This window comes from Streptosporangium minutum (assembly GCF_002149035.1).
Classification (GTDB): Bacteria; Actinomycetota; Actinomycetes; order Streptosporangiales; family Streptosporangiaceae; genus Streptosporangium; species Streptosporangium minutum.
Window position 1 is genome coordinate 1 of sequence record NZ_NGFP01000126.1, and the last position, 20,330, is coordinate 20,330.

The window sequence follows — 20,330 nt, forward strand, 5'->3', positions numbered from 1 at the left end:
CCCCGTAGCCTCGGACAAGGGGGCTGACGTGGAAGAACACGGGGTGAAGGAGCAGGGGGCCCTGCGCCGTACGCTCTCGGCTCGGGACCTGATCGTCTATGGGCTGCTGTTCATCGGGCCGCTGGCTCCGGTGGGCGTGTTCGGGGTGCTCGACGCCAAGAGCAACGGCGCGGTGGCTCTCGTCTACGTCGTCGCCACGATCGCCATGGCCTTCACCGCCATCTCCTACGCGCAGATGTCGCGGGTGGTGCCGGAGGCGGGGTCGGTGTTCGCCTACGCGTCGGCGGGGCTGGGGGCCGGGGCCGGGTTCCTGGCCGGCTGGCTGGTGATGCTCGACTATCTGCTCATCCCCAGCGTGGCGTACCTGTTCTCCGGGATCGCGCTGCACGCGCTGTTCCCGGCCGTTCCCGCCTGGGCCTTCACGGCGCTGGCCTTCGCGGTGACCACCGCGCTGAACGTCTCCGGAGTACGGCTGGCCGCCCGGGTGGGCCTCGTGGTGCTCCTCGCCGAGGTGACGGTGCTGGCCGTGTTCGTGGTCATGGCGGTGGCGGTGCTGGTCGGGGAGGGACCTGCCAGGCCGTGGCTGTCGCCGTTCACCGGGGTCGGGGGGACCACGGTGGCCGCGGTGATCGGAGCCGTCTCGGTGGCGGTCCTGTCGTTTCTCGGTTTTGACGCCATCGCCTCCTTCGCCGAGGAGACGAGCGGCGACTCCCGCCAGGTGGGCAGGGCGGTGCTGCTCTGCCTGGGGGTGGCCGGTGCGCTGTTCGCGGTCCAGACCTACCTGGCCGGGGTGCTGGACCCGGTGCCCCCGGCGGAACTGGCCGCGCACCCGGCCGCGCAGGGCACCGCCTTCTACGACGTGACGGGCGTGGCGGTCGCGCCCTGGCTGGCCACCCTCATGAAGATCGCCAAGGCGGTGGGCCCGGCGTTCGCCGCGATGGCGGCGGTGGCGGCGGCCGGGCGGCTGCTGTACGGCATGGCCAGGGGCGGCGGGCTGCCTCGCGCGCTGTCGTCGGTGGATCCCCGGTCGGGGACGCCCCGGGTGGCGCTGCTCAGCGCCGGGGCGGTCACGCTGGTGGTCTCCGTCTGGGCGGCGAGCCGGGACGACGGCCTCGACGTGCTGGTGTCGATCGTGGACATCGGCGCGCTGTCGGCCTTCGCGATGCTGCACGCCTCCGTCATCGGGTATTTCCGGATCCGGCGAGGGAGCCGGGACTGGCTGCGGCACCTGCTGGTGCCGGTCGCCGGCGCGCTGGTCGCGATCTGGATCATCGCCCTGGCCAGTCCCCTCGCCAAGCTCGTCGGTCTGGTCTGGCTGGTCGCCGGGCTCATCGTGTTCGCTGTGCGGAGGAACGGCGCAGCGGGGAGAGCCAGACCGTCGGGATCATGATGAGCGCCACCCCGGCCGCGCACATCCACAGCACCGGGCGCAGCCCCAGCAGCTCGCCCATGACGCCGCCGAACAGCCCGCCGAGGGTGAGGACGCCCTGCATGGCGAAGCCCATCGTGGCGTTGATCCGGCCGCGCAGCTCCACGGGAGCCTCCCTGAGGGTGATCGCGCCGAAGCAGATGGAGAAGGAGATGATGGCCGCGCCGCTGATGAGCGCGCTGGCGGACATGAGGGCGAACTTGGCCCAGGCCGGTCCGGAGGCGAGGGCCGCGACCACGAAGTCGAGCGGGAACAGCAGCGCCGCGCAGGTCAGCATCCGGTTCTCGCCGAGCCTCTTGACCAGACGGGAGGTGATGAGGGCGCCCAGCAGGCCGCCCACGCCGAAGCACGCGGTGATCACGCCGACCATCCCGGCGGGCAGGCCCAGGACGGTGAGCGCGTAGATCACGAAGAGAGCCATGTAGGCGCTGCCGAAGAAGTTGATCGTGACCCCGGAGCCGCAGAGCGCACGCAGCGTCGGGTCCACGACCACGGCGCGCAGGCCCTCACGGATCTCTGTCCATATGCCGCGCGGGGGAGCGGGCGTGTGGGTCTCCGGTGCCTTGATGCCGCGGATCAGGAGCGCCGAGATCAGGAAGGACACCGCGTCGATCAGCATCGCGAAGGGCGCGGTGACGGCCTGGACCAGCAGGCCGGAGAGACCGGGCCCGCCTACGACCGCGAGCGAGTGGGCCGACTGGAACCCGGCCAGGGCCTGGGAGCGCTGGCTCTCGTGGACCACCACGGCCAGGTGGGGGAAGTTGAAGGCCCGGAAGATCACCGAGCACGTGCCGACGACGAACGTCACCGCGATCAGCCACGACACGGTCAGCAGCCCGGCGATCCAGGCGGCGGGGATCGTGAGGATCGCGCCGGCCGAGACCAGCTCGCAGCCGATCATGACCGGGCGGTGCCGTCGCAGCCGGTCGGCGACCGCGCCCGCCTGGAGCCCGATCAGCAGGTAGGGCAGCGAGGCGGCGGCGGTGAGCATGCCCATCTGGGCGGGGGAGGCGCCGAGCAGGGTGGCGGCGGTCAGCGGCACGGCCAGCCGGGTGACCTCGGCCCCGGTCTCGGAGACGGCGCGGGCGGACAGCAGCAGCCGGTAGTCACGCTGTTTGCGCAGGGGGATGGGCTGGAACATGTGAGTCACACCGATTTCTGAAGGGAACGCTTCACAACTATGAAGATAACCCTTCATAGTTGTGAAGGCAATCCTTCAGACCGGAAGTGGGTACGGTTTGCACATGACCGAGGCACGCAGGCCGCTCACCGATCCCACGGCGATGCGCGCGCTGGCGCATCCGGCGCGGCTCGCCATCCTGAACCGGCTCCAGTCCGAGGGGCCCGCCACCGCGACCGAGGTCGCCGACGTCGTCGGGGTCACGCCGAGCGCGGCGAGCTACCACCTGCGCATGCTCGCCAAGTACGGCTTCGCCGAGGACGCGCCGGCGCGCGGCGACGGCAGGGAGAGGTTGTGGAGGTCCACTCCGGGCGGCTTCACCGTCAGCAACGAGCCCGATGACCGGCCGGAGGTCCGGGCGGCCAAGGATCTGCTGATCAAGGCCGTGCGCGACCAGGCGGCCGGCGAGCTGACCCGGGCCCTGAGCAACTACGACCGCGAGCCTCCCGAGTGGCGGAAGGCCTCGACGTTCAGCCGCCAGGTCCTGCTGGTCGACGCCGAGGAGCTCGGACGGCTGAACGAGCAGATCGACGAGCTGCTCTCCCCCTATCGCGCGACCGTCCGGCAGCGGTCCCAGGCGCCGGCCGGGGCGCGGATCTCCGAGGCGCAGGTGAGCCTCTTCCCCCGTGTCGAGCGCCGGCCGCACGGGCTCCCCCGGGAGTGATCCGAAACGATGGCGGCCGCCATGGATCCCTCCGGAAACGGCCGGGAACGATAAGGCGCTCTTGACGCGCTGAGGTCAGGGCGAGGCCCGGCTGCGGGTACACTTTTCGATGGCCTGTCACTCACAGGCCGACTTCGCATGCCCCGTCAAGAATCGTTTCCCTCGGTCCGGGTGAGAGCCCGGCTGGAGCCGGTTCGGGGCATCAGGGCGGCAGCCGCGGGCTGCCGCGTCAACCGAGAACTGCGCCCGGACGGGCGCCCCGACCTGGAGGACAATCACATGTCCACCCCCGTCGTCACCATGCGACAGCTGCTCGAGAGCGGCGTTCACTTCGGTCACCAGACTCGTCGCTGGAACCCGAAGATGAAGCGCTTCATCTTCACCGAGCGCAACGGCATCTACATCATCGACCTGCAGAAGTCGCTGGCCTTCATCGACCGGGCCTACGACTTCGTCAAGGAGACCGTCGCGCACGGCGGCACGATCATGTTCATCGGCACGAAGAAGCAGGCCCAGGAGGCCATCGCCGAGCAGGCGGCGCGTGTCGGCATGCCGTATGTCAACCAGCGCTGGCTGGGCGGCATGCTCACCAACTTCTCCACCGTGCACAAGAGGCTTCAGCGTCTGAAGGAGCTCGAGGAGCTCGACTTCGACAACGTCGCCGCGTCGGGGCTCACCAAGAAGGAGCTCCTCATGCGCCGTCGTGAGAAGGAGAAGCTGGAGCGCACCCTCGGCGGTATCCGCGACATGTCCCGCGTTCCCAGTGCGGTGTGGGTCGTCGACACCAAGAAGGAGCACATCGGGATCAGCGAGGCCCGCAAGCTGAACATCCCGGTCGTCGCGATCCTCGACACCAACTGCGACCCGGACGAGGTCGACTACCCGATCCCGGGTAACGACGACGCCATCCGCGCCGTCGGCCTGCTGACCCGCGTCGTCGCCGACGCCGTCGCCGCCGGCCTCATGGCCCGCGCCGGCGCCAACCGCGGCGACGACAAGCCGGCCGTCGCCGGTGGCGCCGAGCCGCTCGCCGAGTGGGAGCAGGAGCTCCTCGCCGGCGCCGAGGCCGCTCCGGCCGCCGAGGCTCCGGCGGCTGAGGCTCCGGCCGCCGAGGCCGAGGCTCCCGCCGAAGCCGAGGCCGTCGAGGCTGAGGCCCCGGCCGCCGAGGTCGAGGTCGAGGCTCCGGTCGCCGAGAACGACGCCGAGGCTGAGGCCCCGGCCGAGGGCACCGAGAAGCAGGCCTAGGCCCTTCCGTACGGCCCAGCCGTACGACCCGCAAGACCCTTCCGGGTGGATGCGCTCAGGCGAGCGCATCCACCCGATCCACCCAGCCACCTGATCTCATGCCGACTTCTGAGATCAGTGATGATCCCCGCGAGGAAAAGACAATGGCTTCCGTGAACATGGCCGACGTCAAGCGGCTTCGTGAGCTGACCGCCGCCGGCATGATGGACTGCAAGAAGGCTCTTGAGGAGTCCGAGGGCGACTTCGACCGCGCCGTCGAGCTCCTGCGTCTCAAGGGCGCCAAGGACGTCGGCAAGCGTGAGGCTCGCACCGCCTCCAACGGCCTGGTCGCCCTGAAGCAGGCCGGCGACTCCGCCGCCGCGCTGCTCGAGCTCAACTGCGAGACCGACTTCGTCGCCAAGGGCGAGCGCTTCCAGGAGCTGGCCGCCCAGGTCGTCGAGCACATCCTGGACAGCAAGCCGGCAGACGTGCCCGCGCTGCTCGAGTCCGTCCTCGACGGCAAGTCCGTCAAGGAGCACCTGGACGAGGCCAACGCCGCGCTCGGCGAGAAGATCGAGATCCGCCGTTTCGCGGTGCTCGAGGGTGGCTTCATCGGCTCCTACATGCACAAGACCGACCCGCAGCTTCCGCCGGCGGTCGGCGTGCTCGTGCAGCTCGACACCGCCAACGCCCAGGTCGCCAAGGACATCGCGCAGCACGCCGCCGCGATGGCTCCGAAGTACCTCAACCCGGATGCGGTCCCCGCCGACGTCATCGAGAAGGAGCGCGCGCTCTTCGAGGAGATGACCCGCGAGGAGGGCAAGCCCGAGGCCGCCATCGGCAAGATCGTCGACGGTCGCATCAACGGCTGGTACAAGGACTTCACTCTGCTTGAGCAGGCCTTCGTGAAGGACAACAAGAAGTCCATCGCGAAGTTCGCCGACGAGAACGGCGTCAAGGTCGAGGCCTTCGTCCGCTTCAAGGTCGGCCAGGCTTAATCTTGACTCAGCTGCTCTCGGCAGCAGGGCACTAAACGAGGAGGCCGCCGCCGTGTCGGAGAACTCAGAACCCGCTACGTCGGCGGTTTCGTCGTATTCGGGCCCGCTCCGTTGGAAGCGGGTCATGTTGAAGCTGTCGGGCGAGGCGTTCGCCGGCAGCGAGCCGCTGGGCATCGACCCCGCGGTCGTCGGTCACCTGGCCGACTCGATCGCCGAGGCCGTCCGCAAGGGCGTGCAGGTCGCGGTCGTGGTCGGCGGGGGCAACATGTTCCGTGGCGCCGCCCTGTCCGAGCGCGGCATGGACCGCGCCCGGGCCGACTACATGGGCATGCTCGGCACAGTGATCAACTGTCTGGCCCTTCAGGACTTCCTGGAGAAGCGGGGCATCGAGACCCGCGTCCAGACGGCCATCACCATGCAGCAGGTCGCGGAGCCCTTCCTGCCCCGCCGCGCCATCCGCCACCTGGAGAAGGGGCGCGTGGTCATCTTCGGGGCCGGGCTCGGTTCACCGTTCTTCTCCACCGACACCTGCGCCGCGCAGCGCGCGCTGGAGATCGGTGCCGAGGCGCTGCTCAAGGGCACCCAGGTGGACGGCGTCTACGACTCCGACCCCAGGAAGAACCCCGACGCCGTCCGGTTCGACCACCTCGAATATGGTGAGGTGCTGACCCGCGGTCTCGGTGTCATGGACGCCACCGCCATCAGCCTGTGCATGGACAACGGCCTGCCCATCGTGGTCTTCGACCTCATGGGTGAGGGCAACATCCTGCGGGCGGTGCACGGTGAGAAGATCGGCACGCTGGTGAGTCCGGCAGGGAAATAGGGAGCGAACCTGACGTAGCGGGCGGAGTGGTGCGCGACGTAGGAGCGTCCCGCGAAGCGCGTGAACAATGGTGAGTGACCGAGAAGACAGGGAGCCGCTGTGATCGACGATACCCTCCTCGAAGCCGAGGAAAAGATGGACAAGGCAGTGTCGGTGGCGAAGGACGACTTCGCCGGTATCCGCACGGGCCGGGTCACCCCGTCGATGTTCAACAAGATCAGCGCTGAGTACTACGGGACGCCCACTCCCATTCAGCAACTGGCCTCGTTCCACGTCCCCGAGGCTCGCATGGTCATCATCCAGCCCTTCGACAAGGGCTCGATGGCCGCGATCGAGAAGGCGATCCGCAACTCCGACCTCGGCGTCAACCCCGGCAACGACGGCCAGGTCATCCGTGTGGCCTTCCCGGAGCTGTCGGAGGAGCGCCGCAGGGAGTACATCAAGGTCGCCCGGAACAAGGCGGAGCAGTCCAAGGTCTCCATCCGCAACATCCGCCGCAACGCCAAGGAGACCCTCGACAAGATGGTCAAGGACAGCGAGGCGGGCGAGGACGAGGTGCGTCGTGCGGAGAAGGAGCTCGACGACCTCACCCAGAAGCACGTAGCCAAGATCGATGAGCTGCTCAAGCACAAGGAAGCCGAGCTGCTCGAAGTCTGAGCCCCCCTCATCCTTGTCTCGCGCGGGAGACCCGCGCGGGACAAGGATTTTGTGCATGAGAGTAGGACCCCTTGGAATCTGCGGCGGGCGGTAGCCGTACCGGCCGGAATCTTCCCGTCGCGATCGCGGTGGGTGCCGGTCTGGGAGCTGTGGCCATCGGCTCCCTCTACTTTGTCGAAGTGCTCTTCCTGGCCGTGGTGATCGCGGCGGTGGGCGTCGGCGTGGCCGAACTGGTCCAGTCGTTCGCCGCCCGGGACATCAACGTCCCGATGATCCCGGTCCTGGCCGGGATGGCCGCCATGGTGGTGGGCGCCTACTACGGCGGTCCCGCCTGGCTGGTCGGGATCTTCGCGATGACGGTGCTCGTGCTGATGATGTGGCGGATGTTCCGGGGCACCGAGGGCTACGTCCGCGACACGGCCGCGACCATCCTGGTCACGGTCTACCCCTCGTTGCTCGCCGCGTTCGTGGCATTGCTGCTCGCGCATCCGCTCGACGGTCCCGATCGGGTGGTCGTCTTCATCGCCACCACGGTCGCGAGTGACATAGGCGGATATTTCGCAGGAATTTCCTTGGGCAAGCACAAGATGTCCCCGCTGATCAGCCCGAAGAAGACCTGGGAGGGCTTCGCCGGGTCCGCGCTGGCGTGCATGGCCGTGGGCGGCTGGCTGGTGGCGTGGCTGCTGGAGGACGACGTCTGGAAGGGCGTGCTGATCGGCGCCGTCGTGGTGGTCTTCGCCACCCTCGGCGACCTCGTCGAGTCGGTGATCAAGCGGGACCTCGGGGTCAAGGACATGGGCAGCCTGCTGCCCGGCCACGGAGGCCTGATGGACCGGCTCGACTCTCTCGTCGCCGCGCTGATCCCGGTCTGGGTGCTGCTCACCCTGCTCGTCTGACTCGTCTGACGCCGCTCACCCGGGCCGTGCGAGCGGTGCCGGGCACCGTTCCCGGGCTGCGCGGTGCGGTCGTCCAGCCCGCGTGGACCGATCATCCCCATCCGGGGGAGCCGGTCATCCGGCCCGGGGAAGTGGGATGTTCCGTTGGAGGGAGCCGGTCAGCTCGGCCGGGTGAGCCGGTCGGCCGACAGCCGGGGGAGCAGCGCCCGGTAGCCGTTCTCCGCGACCAGGCGCAGCTCGCCGGCGGTGATCGGGACCAGCCAGAGCCACTGCACGGCGTCCCCGCCGAAGGTGAAGCCCGACGGGTCCGGCAGGCCGGGTAGCCCGGTCAGCATGATGACGCCGCTGTAGGCGGGGCCGAGCGGGAACGTCTCCGGCCGGTGGTACCACTTCGCGGTGTGACCGTGCCCCAGCCAGGTGACCGAATGCCAGGGGTACTGGCCCAGCCACAGGAACAGCCGTGCCGCGTCCCGCGCGTCACCGGCGGTGGCGACGGCGAGCTCCACCCGGGCGTAGGCGTCCGGCCGGTCGATGTACTGCTCGACGGTGGGCATCCGCTGGCAGCTCATCCCCACCGTGGACAGGATCGTGTGCTCCCGCTCCCCTTCCGGCGGCCGTTCGGTGATGCCGACCGTGGGCAGCCGGTCGCCGCCCGCGTCCCAGAACCGGCCCGCCGTCCCGACCGCCCGGTCCAGATGGCCCATCACGAACTGCTGGAACGAGGCCCAGGCGCCGTCGCCGCCCCGCCAGTCCCAGTAGGCGCGGGCCTTCGCCAGGCGGGGGGCCAGCCCCTCGTAAGCCTCCTCCAGCGACCAGGCGAACGGTGACTCGCCCACCGCGTCACGGGAGTAGCCCGGCATGCCCCTGCCCATGTCCGCCCAGCCAGGAATGACCGCGAGCAGTTCGTCGTTCTCGTACAGGGCGACGCCGTCGCCCTCCTCGAACCACAGCGGTCGCAGCGTGCCCAGCGGAGGCCGGCCGTCGGGGTGCCGGGTGTTCGCACGGGGCGCCGCCGGAGGCAGTTCGGAGGTCAGGCGTCTCTGGTCGATCGTCTCCGGGGCCGGGCCGTGGTTGGCCAGCCATACCGCTCCGTGAACCATGCCTCCGGGCCCGCACAGGTAAGCTACCGAGGAAGTCTCGTCGCGTTCGACCACCAGGGTGCGGCTCCCGTAGGGATTGATGTCGGTGAGCACGACCTCGACGCCGTCTCCCCGCTCGCCTGAGGGGCGGATTGTCGCCATACCTCCGGACTCTAGATCAGAGTCGAGTACCGCTTCGAGTAACCGTCGAGAGAAGGCGTTGGACTTGTCGACTGTCAGCCCGCCCGGGACCCCCGCACCCGGCCAGCTCACCTTCGTGGCGCCCCGCAGGGCGAAGCCCGCGCGCCACCTGGCCGACCTGACCATGGCCGAGCGCCGGGCGGTCGTCGCCGAGCTGGGTGAGAAGCCGTTCCGCGCCGACCAGCTCTCCCGGCACTACTTCGAGAAGCTCAACGGCGATCCCGAGCTCATGACGGACCTGCCGGCCGCGGCCAGGGAGAAGTTCGCCGCCGCGCTGTTCCCCAAGCTGCTGACCTCGGTCCGGGAGATGACGACCGACGGCGGCACCACCCGCAAGACCCTGTGGCGGCTGTTCGACGGCGCGCTGGTCGAGTCGGTCCTCATGCGTTACACCGACCGCACCACCATGTGCGTGTCCTCCCAGGCCGGCTGCGGCATGAACTGCCCGTTCTGCGCCACCGGCCAGGCCGGTCTGACCCGCAACATGACCACCGCCGAGATCGTCGAGCAGGTCGTCGCCGGTGCGCGGGCCCTGGCCGCCGGCGAGGTCCCCGGCGGCCCCGGGCGGGTCAGCAACGTGGTCTTCATGGGCATGGGCGAGCCGCTGGCAAACTACAAGGCCGTGATCGGCGCCGTGCGCCGGATGGTCGAGCCCTCGCCCGACGGCCTGGGAATCTCCGCCCGGGGCGTCACGGTCTCCACCGTCGGCCTGGTCCCCGCGATCGGCAAGCTCGCCGCCGAGGGCCTGCCGGTGACGCTGGCGCTCTCCCTGCACGCGCCCGACGACGAGCTCCGCGACACCCTGGTGCCGATCAACACCCGCTGGAAGGTCGCCGAGGTTCTCGACGCGGCCTGGAACTACGCGGCCACGACCAAGCGCCGCGTCTCCATCGAGTACGCGTTGATCAAGGACATCAACGATCAGGAATGGCGGGCCGACCTGCTCGGCAAGCTCATCAAGAACAAGCTGGTGCACGTCAACCTGATCCCGCTCAACCCCACTCCCGGCTCGAAGTGGACGGCCTCCCGTCCCGAGGACGAGCGGGCCTTCGTCCGCCGTCTGGAGTTCCACGGCGTCCCGGTGACCGTCCGCGACACCCGGGGCCGCGAGATCGACGGCGCCTGCGGCCAGCTCGCCGCCGCCGAGTAGCACGCCGCCCGGACCCGGCGGGACGGCGTCACGGCCCGGACCTGATCTCCGTGACCTGCGCGGAGGCGAGACGCCATCCCGCCCATCACCGCGTGCGGCAGGCGTGACCTGCGGTGATGGGCGCGAGGCGGGGCCTCTACGGCGTCAGGCGGTGCAGGTCCCGGGGGAACAGCGTGGTCTGCCTGATGTTGGCGGCGCCCGTCAACTGTGAGGTCCAGCGCTCCAGGCCGATCGCGAAGCCGCCGTGCGGAGGCATGCCGTGGGCGAAGGCGGCCAGGTAGCCCGCATACGCCTGCGGGTCCTCGCCCCGGGCGGCCAGCGCCGCGAGGTAGTCGGCGTGCCGGTGCAGCCGCTGCCCGCCGGTGACCAGCTCCAGCCCCCGGAAGAGCAGGTCGAAGCTCCGGGAGAACTCCGGTCGTTCCGGGTCCGGGTGCGTGTAGAAGGGGCGTTTGACCATCGGATAACCGGTGATGAACAGGAACTCCGACCCGTGCTCGCGCAGCGCCCACTCACCCAGCCAGCGCTCGTGCGCGGGGGCGAGGTCGGGCTCCCCTCGCGGGTCCTCACCGGTGTGCCGGGCCAGCAGCTCCTGCGCGTCGGCGAAGTGGATCGCCGGGATCTCGCCGGGAACCTCGGGCGGCTCGATCCCCAGCAGTTCCAGGGCCCCGGCGGCCCGCTCGGCCGCCGCCGCGTGCATGCCCGCCAGGGCCTCCCGCAGCACCGCCATCACGTCGCGGTGGTCGCGGACGAATCCCAGCTCGGCGTCCAGGCTCGTGTACTGCGCCAGGTGCCTGGCGGTGTCGTGGGGCTCGGCCCGGAAGACCGGTCCCACCTCGTAGACCCGTTCGAAGACCCCGACCAGGGCCTGCTTGAAGAACTGCGGCGACTGGGCGAGGAAGGCGGGGCGGCCGAAGTAGTCGATGCCGAAAACGTCGGCCCCCGACTCGGTGGCGGTGCCGACGATCTTCGGAGTCTGGCTCTCGACGAACCCGAGCCCGTCCAGTGCGGCCCGGAATCCGGCGACGCCGGCCGCGGCGATCTCGAAGGGCGCCCGTAGCCGGGGATGGCGGAGCGCGACCGGGGAGTGGTCGAGGATCGTCGGCAGCGCGGCGGGGACCGTGGGCCGGTAGAGGTCGAACGGCGGCGGCTCCACCGCCTCGGCCAGCACCTCGATCACCGGAGCGGTCAGCTCCGCGCCGCCCGGGGCCTGCGGGTTCGCGACCACGGTGCCACTGATCCGCAGGACCGTCTCCTCGGGGTACGGCACGGGCTGACTGAGCACGACCTGGGCGAGACCGGAGCGGTCACGGATCACGAGGAAGGAGACGGACTTCAGGTCGCGGCGGCGATGCAGCCAGCCGGCGAGACGGACATGGCGGCCGACGTGCCGGGGCAGGTCGGCGGCGAGGACTCGATGGATCATCACATTCCCTCACGGAGTATGAACTGATCCCTTGGGAGTGCGGGCGAGAAGGGAACTCGCGGTGCCACCGCACTTTCGCCACCGCCGCTCGGTGGACCCGGTGAGGCGGCGGCCTCGTTCTGGCCCGGTGACGGGGGCCGGCCGGCGGGGCATTGGACCCGGCCGGCATGCGGCGGGCCGTTCCTCCCCGCGCTCGGGAGTGTCTTCGACCGGGGGCGCGAGACCACCTTCGCAGCTACCGGCGGCTCTCTGACCCGCGCTGTTCCCGGACTACTCGTCTCCGTCGACGCGTTGCCAGCAACCTAGGTCACCTGCGGCCGGACCGCAACCAGGTTTGACCGGACCGCCCTGGCCGGCCTCGGCGACGGCCGCCGTGCCGATGGCCTGACCAGTACGGAGGACATGCCGGTCAGGGCGGAAGGGGGCGGCGACCGGCCGGGGCGCCGGCGAGCGTTTCCCGACGGATGGCCGTCAGATCGGGTACATGTCCTGGATCTTGAAGGGGCCGTTGATGTCCATACGGGTGGTCCACGCCCGGTCGGTCAGTTCGGAACGGCGGGCGGCGAGTTCTGCCAGCTCGTTCCGGAGCCTGTGGAGGTCGGGCGCATCCATCCTGTGCGTTCTGGCGAGATGGAGCCCCTCGTTCACATGGCGTTGCGCGTCGTCCAGATGCGCGGCCGTGTGCCTGCCGAGCTGTGCTTCGACCTGCTCCAACTGCGTCGCCTGCCGGGAGAGGTGTGACCTTTCCAGGTCATCCAGCCAAGGGTGGTTGGCCAAGCCTCTTTCCCTGAGATGTTGCAGTTGGAAGGACTTGATATCCCCGCGGGCGAATGCGGGGCCGATCCTGGCGAAGGCGGTCTGCCTGGCCTCGCTCACAGCCGATTCGGCTCTGCGCAGCCGTTCCTCGGCCCGACCCATGCTCTCAGTGGCCCGGCCCGTCGAGATCCTGGCGCGCATGGCCTTGGTCTGTATGAACTCGGCGCGCTTCACTGCCCCGACGCGCTGCATCTGCTGCTGTTCCGCTGTCAACCGCTGGCCGACCCGCTGCTTGGCCGTCGTTCCGCGCACCAGGTCTGCCAGGCGGGTGAAGAGCCGGCCGACAGATTGCATGGCGGCCCGGATCCACCCCTGTACCCGATGAGCGAACGGCCGCAATCGCAGCGCCAGCATCGCCCGTCCCTGCGGAGTGAGAGCGGCGAGCCCCGCGAGCCCGGCCAGCCCGGCGAGCAGCCCCCCGGCCCACTTGACCACGGTCGTCGCAATTTGTGAAACGCTCGCCGCCACCGAGACGTGCTGCGTCTGAGCGGTGGTCCGCGACAACAGGCCGGCTTTTCCCGCCACGTGCTCGTCCAGCGCGTCGTTGGCGACGCCGGCGTTCCGCTCGCCGAGCCGGTGCGCGCGAGCGCCGTCGTCACCGAGCGACCTCCGCGAGCCCGCCGCCGACTCCAGCACGCCGGCTTGCCGCTCAAGCTCGTCGGTGTTCGGCGGCAGCGGAACGCCCAGCAGGCCGAAACCGATCGAATCAAGTCCAGCCGCCACGGTCAGCCCTCACCCCCGTTAGCCGCCTCGGCCTGCGCGTTCCGGGCCGCCATCAGGGCCTGGCCGTCTCCGACCCCGCCCCACTGAGCGGTCAACTCCTCGGAGCCACCGCACAGCGCGCCGATGAATTCCTGATAGGGGCCGGCGAACTCCGGATAGGGCAGCGGATTCCCGTCGCCCATCTGTGACCGGAGGCTCTGGTGGGACTGCTGTTGCTCGTCTGTCAGCGTACGGAATCTCCGGCCGGATGCCTGCCGGCCATCCACATCCCACGCGATCTCATCGTTTGTCATGACATCTCACCCTTCCTTCAGACGGAGGAGCGCCTCGTCGAGGCTCGACGTCAAACGGGCGAAATCGTGGGCCGCCTGGGTCTCCATGTCGTCCAGGCGGCGCATGAACTCCTCCGGAAGGACGCCCTCCTCGGAGGGCGCGGCGGGTTCGTCCATCCGGTCCAGCCGATCCTGCTGCGCCGCCCGTACGGCGGAGACGATATGGTCCGCCAGGTCCTGGGACCCGAAACGCATCGCCCGCGCGTCCAGCCGCAGCCTGGCCAGCAGGCCGTCCTCGCCCACGACGGCGCCCACCAGTCCCCCGGCGGCCTCTCCGGTGCCAGTGAGCTCGTCACCTTCAGGCGTCGCGGTCACGTCATCACTCCAGCCTCACACGCCACTTTCGATGCGCCAGAATCAAAGATATTAAACCGCTGGAACCCGCCACTGACCATTGATATGGCGACATATTGATCATGCAAGTTGATCATGGGAGGTTCGGGGACACGCCGGGGCCGGCCGTTCCCTCGTCGAAGTCCTCGGAAGCGGGCGGCTGCACCTCGAGCCCTCCCGGACGGACGGTCACCCCGGGAGACGGCTCGGCCGACGCCCGGCCGCTCAGGGGCGGGTACGGCGCAGCCGTACGTAGGCGACCACTCCGGCGACGCTCCAGAAGAGCGTCGCGGCGGCGAGCGTGGGCAGGGCCTCGCCGAGCGCGCCGTCGTTCGCCGCGCGCATCCACGGCATGATCGGCACCGTGAAACGGCCCACCGGGGTGAGGCTGATCAGCAGCAGGGCCAGGTAGCCGCCGAACAGGGCCAGCATCGAGACGGCGGGGGAGGACAGGATCGGCGTGCTGGTCAGCATGCCCAGCGCCGTCCCGGCGATCAGGCCGAGCAGGTGCAGCGCGACGCCCTGCGCCAGATCGCCAGGGGACGGCATGGCGGCGAAGCCGATGCCGAGCGGCAGCACGATCGCGATCGCCGCCATCCCGAGGTTGACGGCGAGCGCGGCGAGCAGCCCGGCGCCGACCTCCCGGCCGGGCCTGCCGGCCGCCGTCATCGAGATCAGCCGCTGCGTCGCCGGCTCGGTGTCGAGCAGTCCCCGGGCGGCCCAGGCGAAGACGACGACGAGCAGCCCGGCCGAGTCGGCATAGGAGGACAGCTCGCTGCCCGGCGGGACCGTCGAGGAGTAGAAGACGGCCAGCATCGCGAACAGCCCGATCATCGGCTGGAAAAGCCGGTGCGACCGGGCGTAGGCGGCCAGCTTGAAGCGGACGAGGGCGATCATCGGCCCCTCCCGGGCATGCGCCGCGTGCCAGTGTGCCGCGGGGAGGTCATCGGCGCGCTCCGGCCGCCGGGTGCGGGTACGCACCGGTGGGAGGCTTCTCGGAGCCGGAGCCGGAGCCGGAGCCGGAGCCGGAGCCGGAGCCAGGGCTGGAGCTGAGGCTGGAGCCGGAGCCGGAGCCATGGCCAGGGCCGAAGCCGGCGTTGGAGCTGGGGTTGGAGCCGGAGCCGGGGTCAGGGCCGAAGCCGAAGCCGGCGTTGAAGCCAGGGCCGGGGCCGGAGCCGCGGGCATCCGGGGGAGTTCCTCCGGCCGTCACGAGGCCCGCCTGGTGGTGTAGCCGTCGGCGCGGAGTTTCTGCTCGACCCCGTCGGCCTCGGCGGCGTCCACGAGCACCTCGATGACCGCCCGCGCCGGCCGCTCGCCGGTCCGGGCGGTGACCGCGCCGGTGGCGACCAGCCAGTGGTCGGCTCCGGGGAAGTTCTGGAGCTGGTTCTGGTGGTCGCTGACCACGACCGTCCCGCCGCCCGCGGCGATCTCACCGATGATGACGGGGAGCTCGATGCGGGTCTGCTCGTCCAGCCCGGCGAAAGGCTCGTCCAGGATCAGCAGGCCGGGTGGGGCCAGCAGCGACTGGATCAGCCCGATCTTCTGGGCGCTGCCCTTGGACAGGTCGCCGACCGGCTGGTCCATCAGGTGGGTGGCGTTCAGCCGTACGGCCAGCTCGTCGGCCGCGGCGGGGGAGGCGCGCCGGATCCTGGTCATGTGGGTCAGGTAGGCGGTGACGGTGAAGGGCTGGTCCACGGGGAAGACGTCGGGGGCGTAACCGACCACGCGGGGCCGGTCGGTGACCGTGCCCCGGGACGGGGGGATGATCCCGGCGAGCAGGCGCAGCAGGGTGGACTTGCCCGCGCCGTTGCGGCCGGTGACCTCGATGACGGAACCCGGGCGGAGCATGAGCTCGACGTCCCGCAGGATCCAGGGGCCGCGGCGTGAGTATCGGAAAGACACCTGGGAGAGCCGCATAGGCCGTCACCCTACCGCGATCACTCGCTTTACCGGCCGTGTCCGATCAGAATGGGGGCACCGAAAACGGGACGAGAAGGGATCCGGGGTTGAATCGTTTTCCACGGGTGCTGGGAGTGCGTGCCGGATATGACCCCGACCAGGTCGATGCCCTGGTCCGTCGGATCGAGGGCACCCTCGGCCGGGGTTCCCTGGAGGGGGAGCCGATCACCGCCGACGAGATCCGCGACGCCCGGTTCCGTACGAAACTCGGCGGTTACCACGAGATCGCCGTGGACTTCGCGCTGGAGGCCTTCATCGTGGCCGTCGAGACCCGGCCCGCCGAGAGCCACAGGCAGGTGCCGCCCCGCCCTCGGCCGAGGCGGGAGCAACCGCCCGCGCCCGCCGGGGGGAGTGCGGGGTCCGCTGAGCCCCATGCGCCCGCCGGAGAGGACGTCCAGGCGGGTGAGTCCCGTACGGCCGCCGGAGAGGACGTCCAAGCTGGTGAGTCCCGTACGGCCGCCGGGGAGAGCGGGTGGGCGGAGGATGAGCCTCATGCGTCTTCCGGCGAGGACGTCCGGTCTGGTGAGCCCCGTATGTCCACTGGTGAGAGCGGATGGAGCGTTGAGCCCCATGTGCCCGCCGGGGGGAGTGGGCGGGCCGATGAGCCTCACCCGTCCGCTGGTGAGAACGGGTGGGCGGCCGAGTCCCATGCGTCTGCCGAGGGCTCCCCGTCCGTAGCCGATCCTCGGTCCACAGGTGAGGGGGCGCGGGCCGGTGACCTCCCGCCCGCATCCGAGGAGTACGCGGAGGAGGAGTACGCGGAGTTCGCGGAGTACGCGACGTCCGAGGAGACGCTCGCGGCGTCCGAGGAGCACGCGGCCAGGGTGGAGCGGGCCGCCTTCCGGGCCGGACGGCTGGGCATGGGCTACAACGAGGACCAGGTGGACGCCTTCCTCGACCGGGTCGTCGCCACCCTGCGCGGCACCACCGACCAGCCCGTCACCCCCGGCGACGTGCGCGCCGCCAGGTTCGCCACGGTGATACTCAAGCCCGGCTACGCCGTCAGCGAGGTGGACGAGTTCCTCACCGACCTCGCCGGCGTCCTGGAGGCGCACCTCGGCCGGTGACGCCCCTGGCCGCCGGGAGGGTCTGAGGTCGTCGTGACCGCCGTGCGCGCGGGGCTAGCGAGTGCCCCAGGAGTAGGTCTGCTTGTGGAGCTTGAGGTAGACGAAGGTCTCCGTCGCGCGCACGGTGGGGATGGCGCGGATCTTGCCGAGGATCTCCAGGAGGTGCTGGTCGCTCTCGCAGACGACCTCGACCATGATGTCGAGGGAACCGGCGGTCAGGACGACGTAGTCGATCTCCGGGATGGCCGACAGCTCGTCGGCCACGATCTCCAGGTCGCCCTCGCACTTGATGCCGATCATGGCCTGGCGGGGGAAGCCCAGGATCAGCGGGTCGGTGACCGCGACGATCTGCATGACTCCCGCGTCGAGCAGGCGCTGGACCCGCTGGCGGACCGCGGCCTCGGACAGGCCCACGGCCTTCCCGATGGCGGCGTACGGCTTGCGTCCGTCGCCCTGCAACTGTTCGATGATCTGCTTGGAGATCTCGTCGAGGACGACGGGGCCTGGCCTGGCGTCGTTTTCGCGGCGTACCTTGGGCGGCGTCGTCATCCGCGCTCCCTGGCGTCGTGTTGCGGGGCTGTTGCCGTCATGTTGCGGCTCCGATGCGACATGGTGTCAGTTCTCGAGCCTCTGTCAAGCGAATTCGTAGCAATTTGGTATCTTCACAACGAAATCCCTTGTCGCGAGGCACCTACTCTGTAAGAGTCGCGACAACTCGGCCCCACTGTGCAAGGAGGTCAACGTTGACCACCCCGGTTGAGAACCATGAGCCCACCCGTCTGCGCAACTACATCAATGGTGAGTTCGTGGACGCCAAGAGCGGCCGATTCTCCGATGTCATCGACCCCTGTACCGGAGAGGCCTATCTTCAGGCGCCGATCTCCGGCCCGGAGGACGTCGACGACGCCTACGCCGCCGCGGCCGCCGCTTTCGAGTCGTGGAGTCAGCTCACCCCGGGCGAGCGGGCCAACCTGCTGCTCAAGGTGGCCGACGCCGTCGACGCCCGCGCCGAGGAGCTGAACGAGGCCGAGTGCCTCAACACCGGCAAGCCGCGTGCCCGCATGGCCGAGGACGAGACTCCGGTGGCCGCCGACCACTTCCGCTTCTTCGCGGGCGCCGCGCGCACCCTGGAGGGCCCGACGTCGGGCGAGTTCCTCGCCGACCACACCTCCGTCATCCGGCACGAGCCGATCGGCGTCGTGGGCCAGGTCACGCCCTGGAACTACCCGATGATGATGGCGGTCTGGAAGATCGCCCCCGCGCTCGCCGCGGGCAACACCATCGTGCTCAAGCCCTCCGACACCACCCCGGTCTCCACGGTCAAGCTGGCCGAGATCCTCGGGGAGATCCTGCCGAAGGGCGTCTTCAACGTCGTCGTCGGCGACCGCGAGACCGGCGCCCTCGTCGTCGGCCACCCGACCGCCCAGATGGTCGCGATCACCGGTTCGGTCGGCGCGGGCATGGCCGTGGCCAAGTCCGCGGCCGAGGACCTCAAGCGGGTCCACCTGGAGCTCGGCGGCAAGGCCCCCGTCGTCGTCTTCGACGACGTCAAGGACCTCAAGGCCGCCGCCGAGGCCATCGCCACGGCCGGTCTCTACAACGGTGGCCAGGACTGCACCGCGGCCTGCCGCGTGCTGGTCCACGAGGACGTCCACGACGAGTTCGTGGCCGCGCTCACCGAGGCGGCCGCGGGCACCGTGACCGGCGACCTGTCCAACGAGGACGCCCTGTACGGCCCGCTCAACAACGCCGGCCAGCTCGCCCGCGTCGCGGCCTTCTTCGACCGGGTCCCCGGCCACGCCAAGGTCCTGACCGGCGGCCACCAGGTCGGCGACAAGGGTTACTTCTTCGCTCCCACCATCGTCGACGGCCTCCAGCAGGACGACGAGATGGTGCAGAACGAGGTCTTCGGGCCCGTCATCACCGTCCAGACCTTCTCCGACGAGGCCGACGCGGTGGCCAAGGCCAACGGCGTCAGGTACGGCCTGTCGAGCTCGGTGTGGACCTCCGACCACGGCCGGGCCATGCGGATGTCGAAGCGTCTCGACTTTGGCGTCGTATGGGTCAACACCCATATCCCGTTTGTCTCCGAGATGCCTCACGGTGGCTTCAAGCACTCCGGATACGGCAAGGATCTTTCCGTTTTCGGGTTGCATGATTATCTCCGTGTTAAGCATGTAATGCACTACATCGGCGAATAGCCGCGAACAGAGGGAATAAGCCTGGTATGACCGATATCCAGGCGGGTACGGAGGCGGCGGCCGCCGCCGCCTCCACCTCCGCCCAGGTGCCCGCCATCGAGCTCGACGGAGTCGTCAAGGAGTACGTCGCCCACGGAGAAGTCGTCCAGGCGGTAAAGGGAGTGACCCTGACGATCACCGAGGGCGAGTTCTTCTCGCTCCTCGGGCCCTCCGGGTGCGGCAAGACCACCACGATGCGCATGATCGCCGGGTTCGAGGATCCGTCGCGCGGCACGGTGCGGCTGCACGGCCAGGACGTCACCGACGTCCCTCCCAACAAGCGCGACGTGAACATGGTCTTCCAGTCCTACGCGCTGTTCCCGCACATGAACGTCTGGGAGAACGTCGCCTTCGGCCTCAGGCGCAAGAAGATCGGCGAGGCCGAGATCAAGCGGCGCGTCGGCGAGATGCTGGAGATCGTGGCCCTCACCGGCCGCGAGAAGCGCCGCCCCCGGGAGATGTCCGGAGGCCAGCAGCAGCGGGTGGCCCTGGCCCGTGCCCTCGTCAACAAGCCCCGCGCGCTCCTGCTGGACGAGCCCCTCGGCGCCCTGGACCTCAAGCTCCGCCAGGCCATGCAGATCGAGCTCAAGCGGATCCAGCGCGAGGTCGGCATCACGTTCGTCTACGTCACGCACGACCAGAGCGAGGCGCTCACCATGAGCGACCGCATCGCCGTCATGAACGACGGCCTGGTCGAACAGCTCGCCTCGCCCCGCGAGATCTACGAGAGCCCGTCCACCGCGTTCGTGGCGGGCTTCATCGGCACCTCCAACCTCCTCAGCGGCACCGTGGACCGGATCGTCTCCGGCTCCGCCGTACTGAGGCTGGGGCAGGAGGGCCGGGTCCTGGTGGCCGGGGACGGCTTCCAGGTCGCCGACCCGGTCGCGGTCACCGTGCGCCCCGAGAAGATCACCATCTCCACCGAGGAGCCGACGGGTGACCTCAGCGTCGTGCCGGGCATCGTGTCCGAGGTGGTCTACTTGGGCCTTTACAACAGTTACGCGGTGAGCCTGGCAGACGGCGCCGAGGTCACCGTGTTCCAGCAGAACGCGCTTGACAGCACGAGTACGGCAGAACGCGGTGACGCCGTCTGGTTGTCGTGGCAGCCGCGCCACTCGTACGCGATCGGAAGTTGA

The 20,330-nt window shown here is 69.8% G+C and carries 20 protein-coding genes; 11 read left to right on the top strand and 9 right to left on the bottom strand.

The annotated features are described in order from the left end of the window. The coding region (locus tag CA984_RS25185; RefSeq protein WP_242676152.1) for an APC family permease at positions 1-1,390 on the top strand (1,390 nt) is incomplete at its 5' end. Here the strand turns inward: CA984_RS25185 and CA984_RS25190 are convergent. Further along, positions 1,329-2,570, bottom strand: a complete 1,242-nt coding sequence (locus CA984_RS25190; protein WP_086576026.1) for an MFS transporter — start codon at positions 2,568-2,570, stop codon at positions 1,329-1,331. The genes CA984_RS25185 and CA984_RS25190 overlap by 62 nt on opposite strands. Positions 2,571-2,673: 103 nt before the next feature. Between CA984_RS25190 and CA984_RS25195 the strand changes: the two genes are divergently transcribed. From CA984_RS25195 to CA984_RS25220, 6 genes are all read left to right on the top strand, one after another. Next, positions 2,674-3,273 carry an ArsR/SmtB family transcription factor gene (locus CA984_RS25195; protein ID WP_165781397.1) on the top strand — a complete coding sequence of 200 codons (600 nt, stop codon included), beginning with the start codon at positions 2,674-2,676 and terminating at the stop codon, positions 3,271-3,273. 279 nt (positions 3,274-3,552) lie between these two features. Next, a complete protein-coding gene (rpsB, locus tag CA984_RS25200; RefSeq protein ID WP_086576028.1) occupies positions 3,553-4,518 on the top strand; it encodes a 30S ribosomal protein S2 in 966 nt (321 codons plus the stop codon). A 143-nt stretch (positions 4,519-4,661) separates the two neighbouring features. Further along, positions 4,662-5,495 carry a translation elongation factor Ts gene (gene tsf, locus CA984_RS25205; RefSeq protein WP_031158845.1) on the top strand — a complete coding sequence of 278 codons (834 nt, stop codon included), beginning with the start codon at positions 4,662-4,664 and terminating at the stop codon, positions 5,493-5,495. A gap of 124 nt (positions 5,496-5,619) precedes the next feature. After that, entirely contained in the window at positions 5,620-6,318 is a 699-nt protein-coding gene (gene pyrH / locus CA984_RS25210; RefSeq protein ID WP_043651628.1) for a UMP kinase, read from the top strand. A 99-nt stretch (positions 6,319-6,417) separates the two neighbouring features. Next, the gene (gene frr / locus CA984_RS25215) at positions 6,418-6,975 is read left to right on the top strand and encodes a ribosome recycling factor (RefSeq protein ID WP_012888599.1); all 558 of its coding nucleotides are present in this window, start codon (positions 6,418-6,420) and stop codon (positions 6,973-6,975) included. A 71-nt stretch (positions 6,976-7,046) separates the two neighbouring features. Beyond that, entirely contained in the window at positions 7,047-7,871 is an 825-nt protein-coding gene (locus tag CA984_RS25220) for a phosphatidate cytidylyltransferase (RefSeq protein ID WP_242676153.1), read from the top strand. A gap of 158 nt (positions 7,872-8,029) precedes the next feature. Here CA984_RS25220 and CA984_RS25225 read toward each other — a convergent pair whose 3' ends face one another. Continuing rightward, positions 8,030-9,112 carry a suppressor of fused domain protein gene (locus CA984_RS25225; protein ID WP_086576030.1) on the bottom strand — a complete coding sequence of 361 codons (1,083 nt, stop codon included), beginning with the start codon at positions 9,110-9,112 and terminating at the stop codon, positions 8,030-8,032. 64 nt (positions 9,113-9,176) lie between these two features. On the opposite strand from CA984_RS25225, the gene rlmN reads away from it, so the two are divergent. Continuing rightward, the gene (gene rlmN / locus CA984_RS25230) at positions 9,177-10,301 is read left to right on the top strand and encodes a dual-specificity RNA methyltransferase RlmN (protein ID WP_086576046.1); all 1,125 of its coding nucleotides are present in this window, start codon (positions 9,177-9,179) and stop codon (positions 10,299-10,301) included. A gap of 136 nt (positions 10,302-10,437) precedes the next feature. Here the strand turns inward: rlmN and aspS are convergent, their stop codons facing one another. The 6 genes from aspS to CA984_RS25265 all read right to left on the bottom strand — a co-directional run bounded on the left by aspS (position 10,438) and on the right by CA984_RS25265 (position 15,830). After that, positions 10,438-11,724 carry an aspartate--tRNA(Asn) ligase gene (gene aspS / locus CA984_RS25235; protein WP_165781398.1) on the bottom strand — a complete coding sequence of 429 codons (1,287 nt, stop codon included), beginning with the start codon at positions 11,722-11,724 and terminating at the stop codon, positions 10,438-10,440. Positions 11,725-12,195: 471 nt separating this feature from the next. Next, a complete protein-coding gene (locus CA984_RS25240) occupies positions 12,196-13,263 on the bottom strand; it encodes a hypothetical protein (protein ID WP_086576032.1) in 1,068 nt (355 codons plus the stop codon). Between the two features lie 2 nt (positions 13,264-13,265). Beyond that, positions 13,266-13,556 carry a hypothetical protein gene (locus tag CA984_RS25245; RefSeq protein WP_086576033.1) on the bottom strand — a complete coding sequence of 97 codons (291 nt, stop codon included), beginning with the start codon at positions 13,554-13,556 and terminating at the stop codon, positions 13,266-13,268. Positions 13,557-13,562: 6 nt separating this feature from the next. After that, a complete protein-coding gene (locus CA984_RS25250; RefSeq protein ID WP_086576034.1) occupies positions 13,563-13,910 on the bottom strand; it encodes a YbaB/EbfC family nucleoid-associated protein in 348 nt (115 codons plus the stop codon). 243 nt (positions 13,911-14,153) lie between these two features. Continuing rightward, complete coding sequence (locus CA984_RS45560; protein WP_165781399.1) at positions 14,154-14,909, bottom strand: hypothetical protein; 756 nt, start codon at positions 14,907-14,909, stop codon at positions 14,154-14,156. 225 nt (positions 14,910-15,134) lie between these two features. Beyond that, positions 15,135-15,830 carry an ATP-binding cassette domain-containing protein gene (locus CA984_RS25265; protein WP_242676154.1) on the bottom strand — a complete coding sequence of 232 codons (696 nt, stop codon included), beginning with the start codon at positions 15,828-15,830 and terminating at the stop codon, positions 15,135-15,137. Between the two features lie 104 nt (positions 15,831-15,934). On the opposite strand from CA984_RS25265, the gene CA984_RS25270 reads away from it, so the two are divergent. Further along, positions 15,935-16,954 carry a DivIVA domain-containing protein gene (locus CA984_RS25270; protein ID WP_165781400.1) on the top strand — a complete coding sequence of 340 codons (1,020 nt, stop codon included), beginning with the start codon at positions 15,935-15,937 and terminating at the stop codon, positions 16,952-16,954. 54 nt (positions 16,955-17,008) lie between these two features. Here CA984_RS25270 and CA984_RS25275 read toward each other — a convergent pair whose 3' ends face one another. Continuing rightward, positions 17,009-17,503, bottom strand: a complete 495-nt coding sequence (locus CA984_RS25275; protein WP_086576038.1) for an Lrp/AsnC family transcriptional regulator — start codon at positions 17,501-17,503, stop codon at positions 17,009-17,011. 194 nt (positions 17,504-17,697) lie between these two features. On the opposite strand from CA984_RS25275, the gene CA984_RS25280 reads away from it, so the two are divergent. Then, positions 17,698-19,155, top strand: a complete 1,458-nt coding sequence (locus CA984_RS25280; RefSeq protein WP_086576039.1) for an aminobutyraldehyde dehydrogenase — start codon at positions 17,698-17,700, stop codon at positions 19,153-19,155. Positions 19,156-19,181: 26 nt separating this feature from the next. After that, positions 19,182-20,330, top strand: a complete 1,149-nt coding sequence (locus CA984_RS25285; protein ID WP_086576040.1) for an ABC transporter ATP-binding protein — start codon at positions 19,182-19,184, stop codon at positions 20,328-20,330.

What these genes read in the sequence shown, in the direction of transcription:
- CA984_RS25190 (WP_086576026.1), bottom strand. Translation starts at nt 2,570, where the DNA reads ATGTTCCAGCCCATCCCCCTGCGCAAACAGCGTGACTACCGGCTGCTG.
- CA984_RS25195 (WP_165781397.1), top strand. Translation starts at nt 2,674, where the DNA reads ATGACCGAGGCACGCAGGCCGCTCACCGATCCCACGGCGATGCGCGCG.
- rpsB (WP_086576028.1), top strand. Translation starts at nt 3,553, where the DNA reads ATGTCCACCCCCGTCGTCACCATGCGACAGCTGCTCGAGAGCGGCGTT.
- tsf (WP_031158845.1), top strand. Translation starts at nt 4,662, where the DNA reads ATGGCTTCCGTGAACATGGCCGACGTCAAGCGGCTTCGTGAGCTGACC.
- pyrH (WP_043651628.1), top strand. Translation starts at nt 5,620, where the DNA reads ATGTTGAAGCTGTCGGGCGAGGCGTTCGCCGGCAGCGAGCCGCTGGGC.
- CA984_RS25225 (WP_086576030.1), bottom strand. Translation starts at nt 9,112, where the DNA reads ATGGCGACAATCCGCCCCTCAGGCGAGCGGGGAGACGGCGTCGAGGTC.
- aspS (WP_165781398.1), bottom strand. Translation starts at nt 11,724, where the DNA reads ATGATCCATCGAGTCCTCGCCGCCGACCTGCCCCGGCACGTCGGCCGC.
- CA984_RS25245 (WP_086576033.1), bottom strand. Translation starts at nt 13,556, where the DNA reads ATGACAAACGATGAGATCGCGTGGGATGTGGATGGCCGGCAGGCATCC.
- CA984_RS25275 (WP_086576038.1), bottom strand. Translation starts at nt 17,503, where the DNA reads ATGACGACGCCGCCCAAGGTACGCCGCGAAAACGACGCCAGGCCAGGC.
- CA984_RS25285 (WP_086576040.1), top strand. Translation starts at nt 19,182, where the DNA reads ATGACCGATATCCAGGCGGGTACGGAGGCGGCGGCCGCCGCCGCCTCC.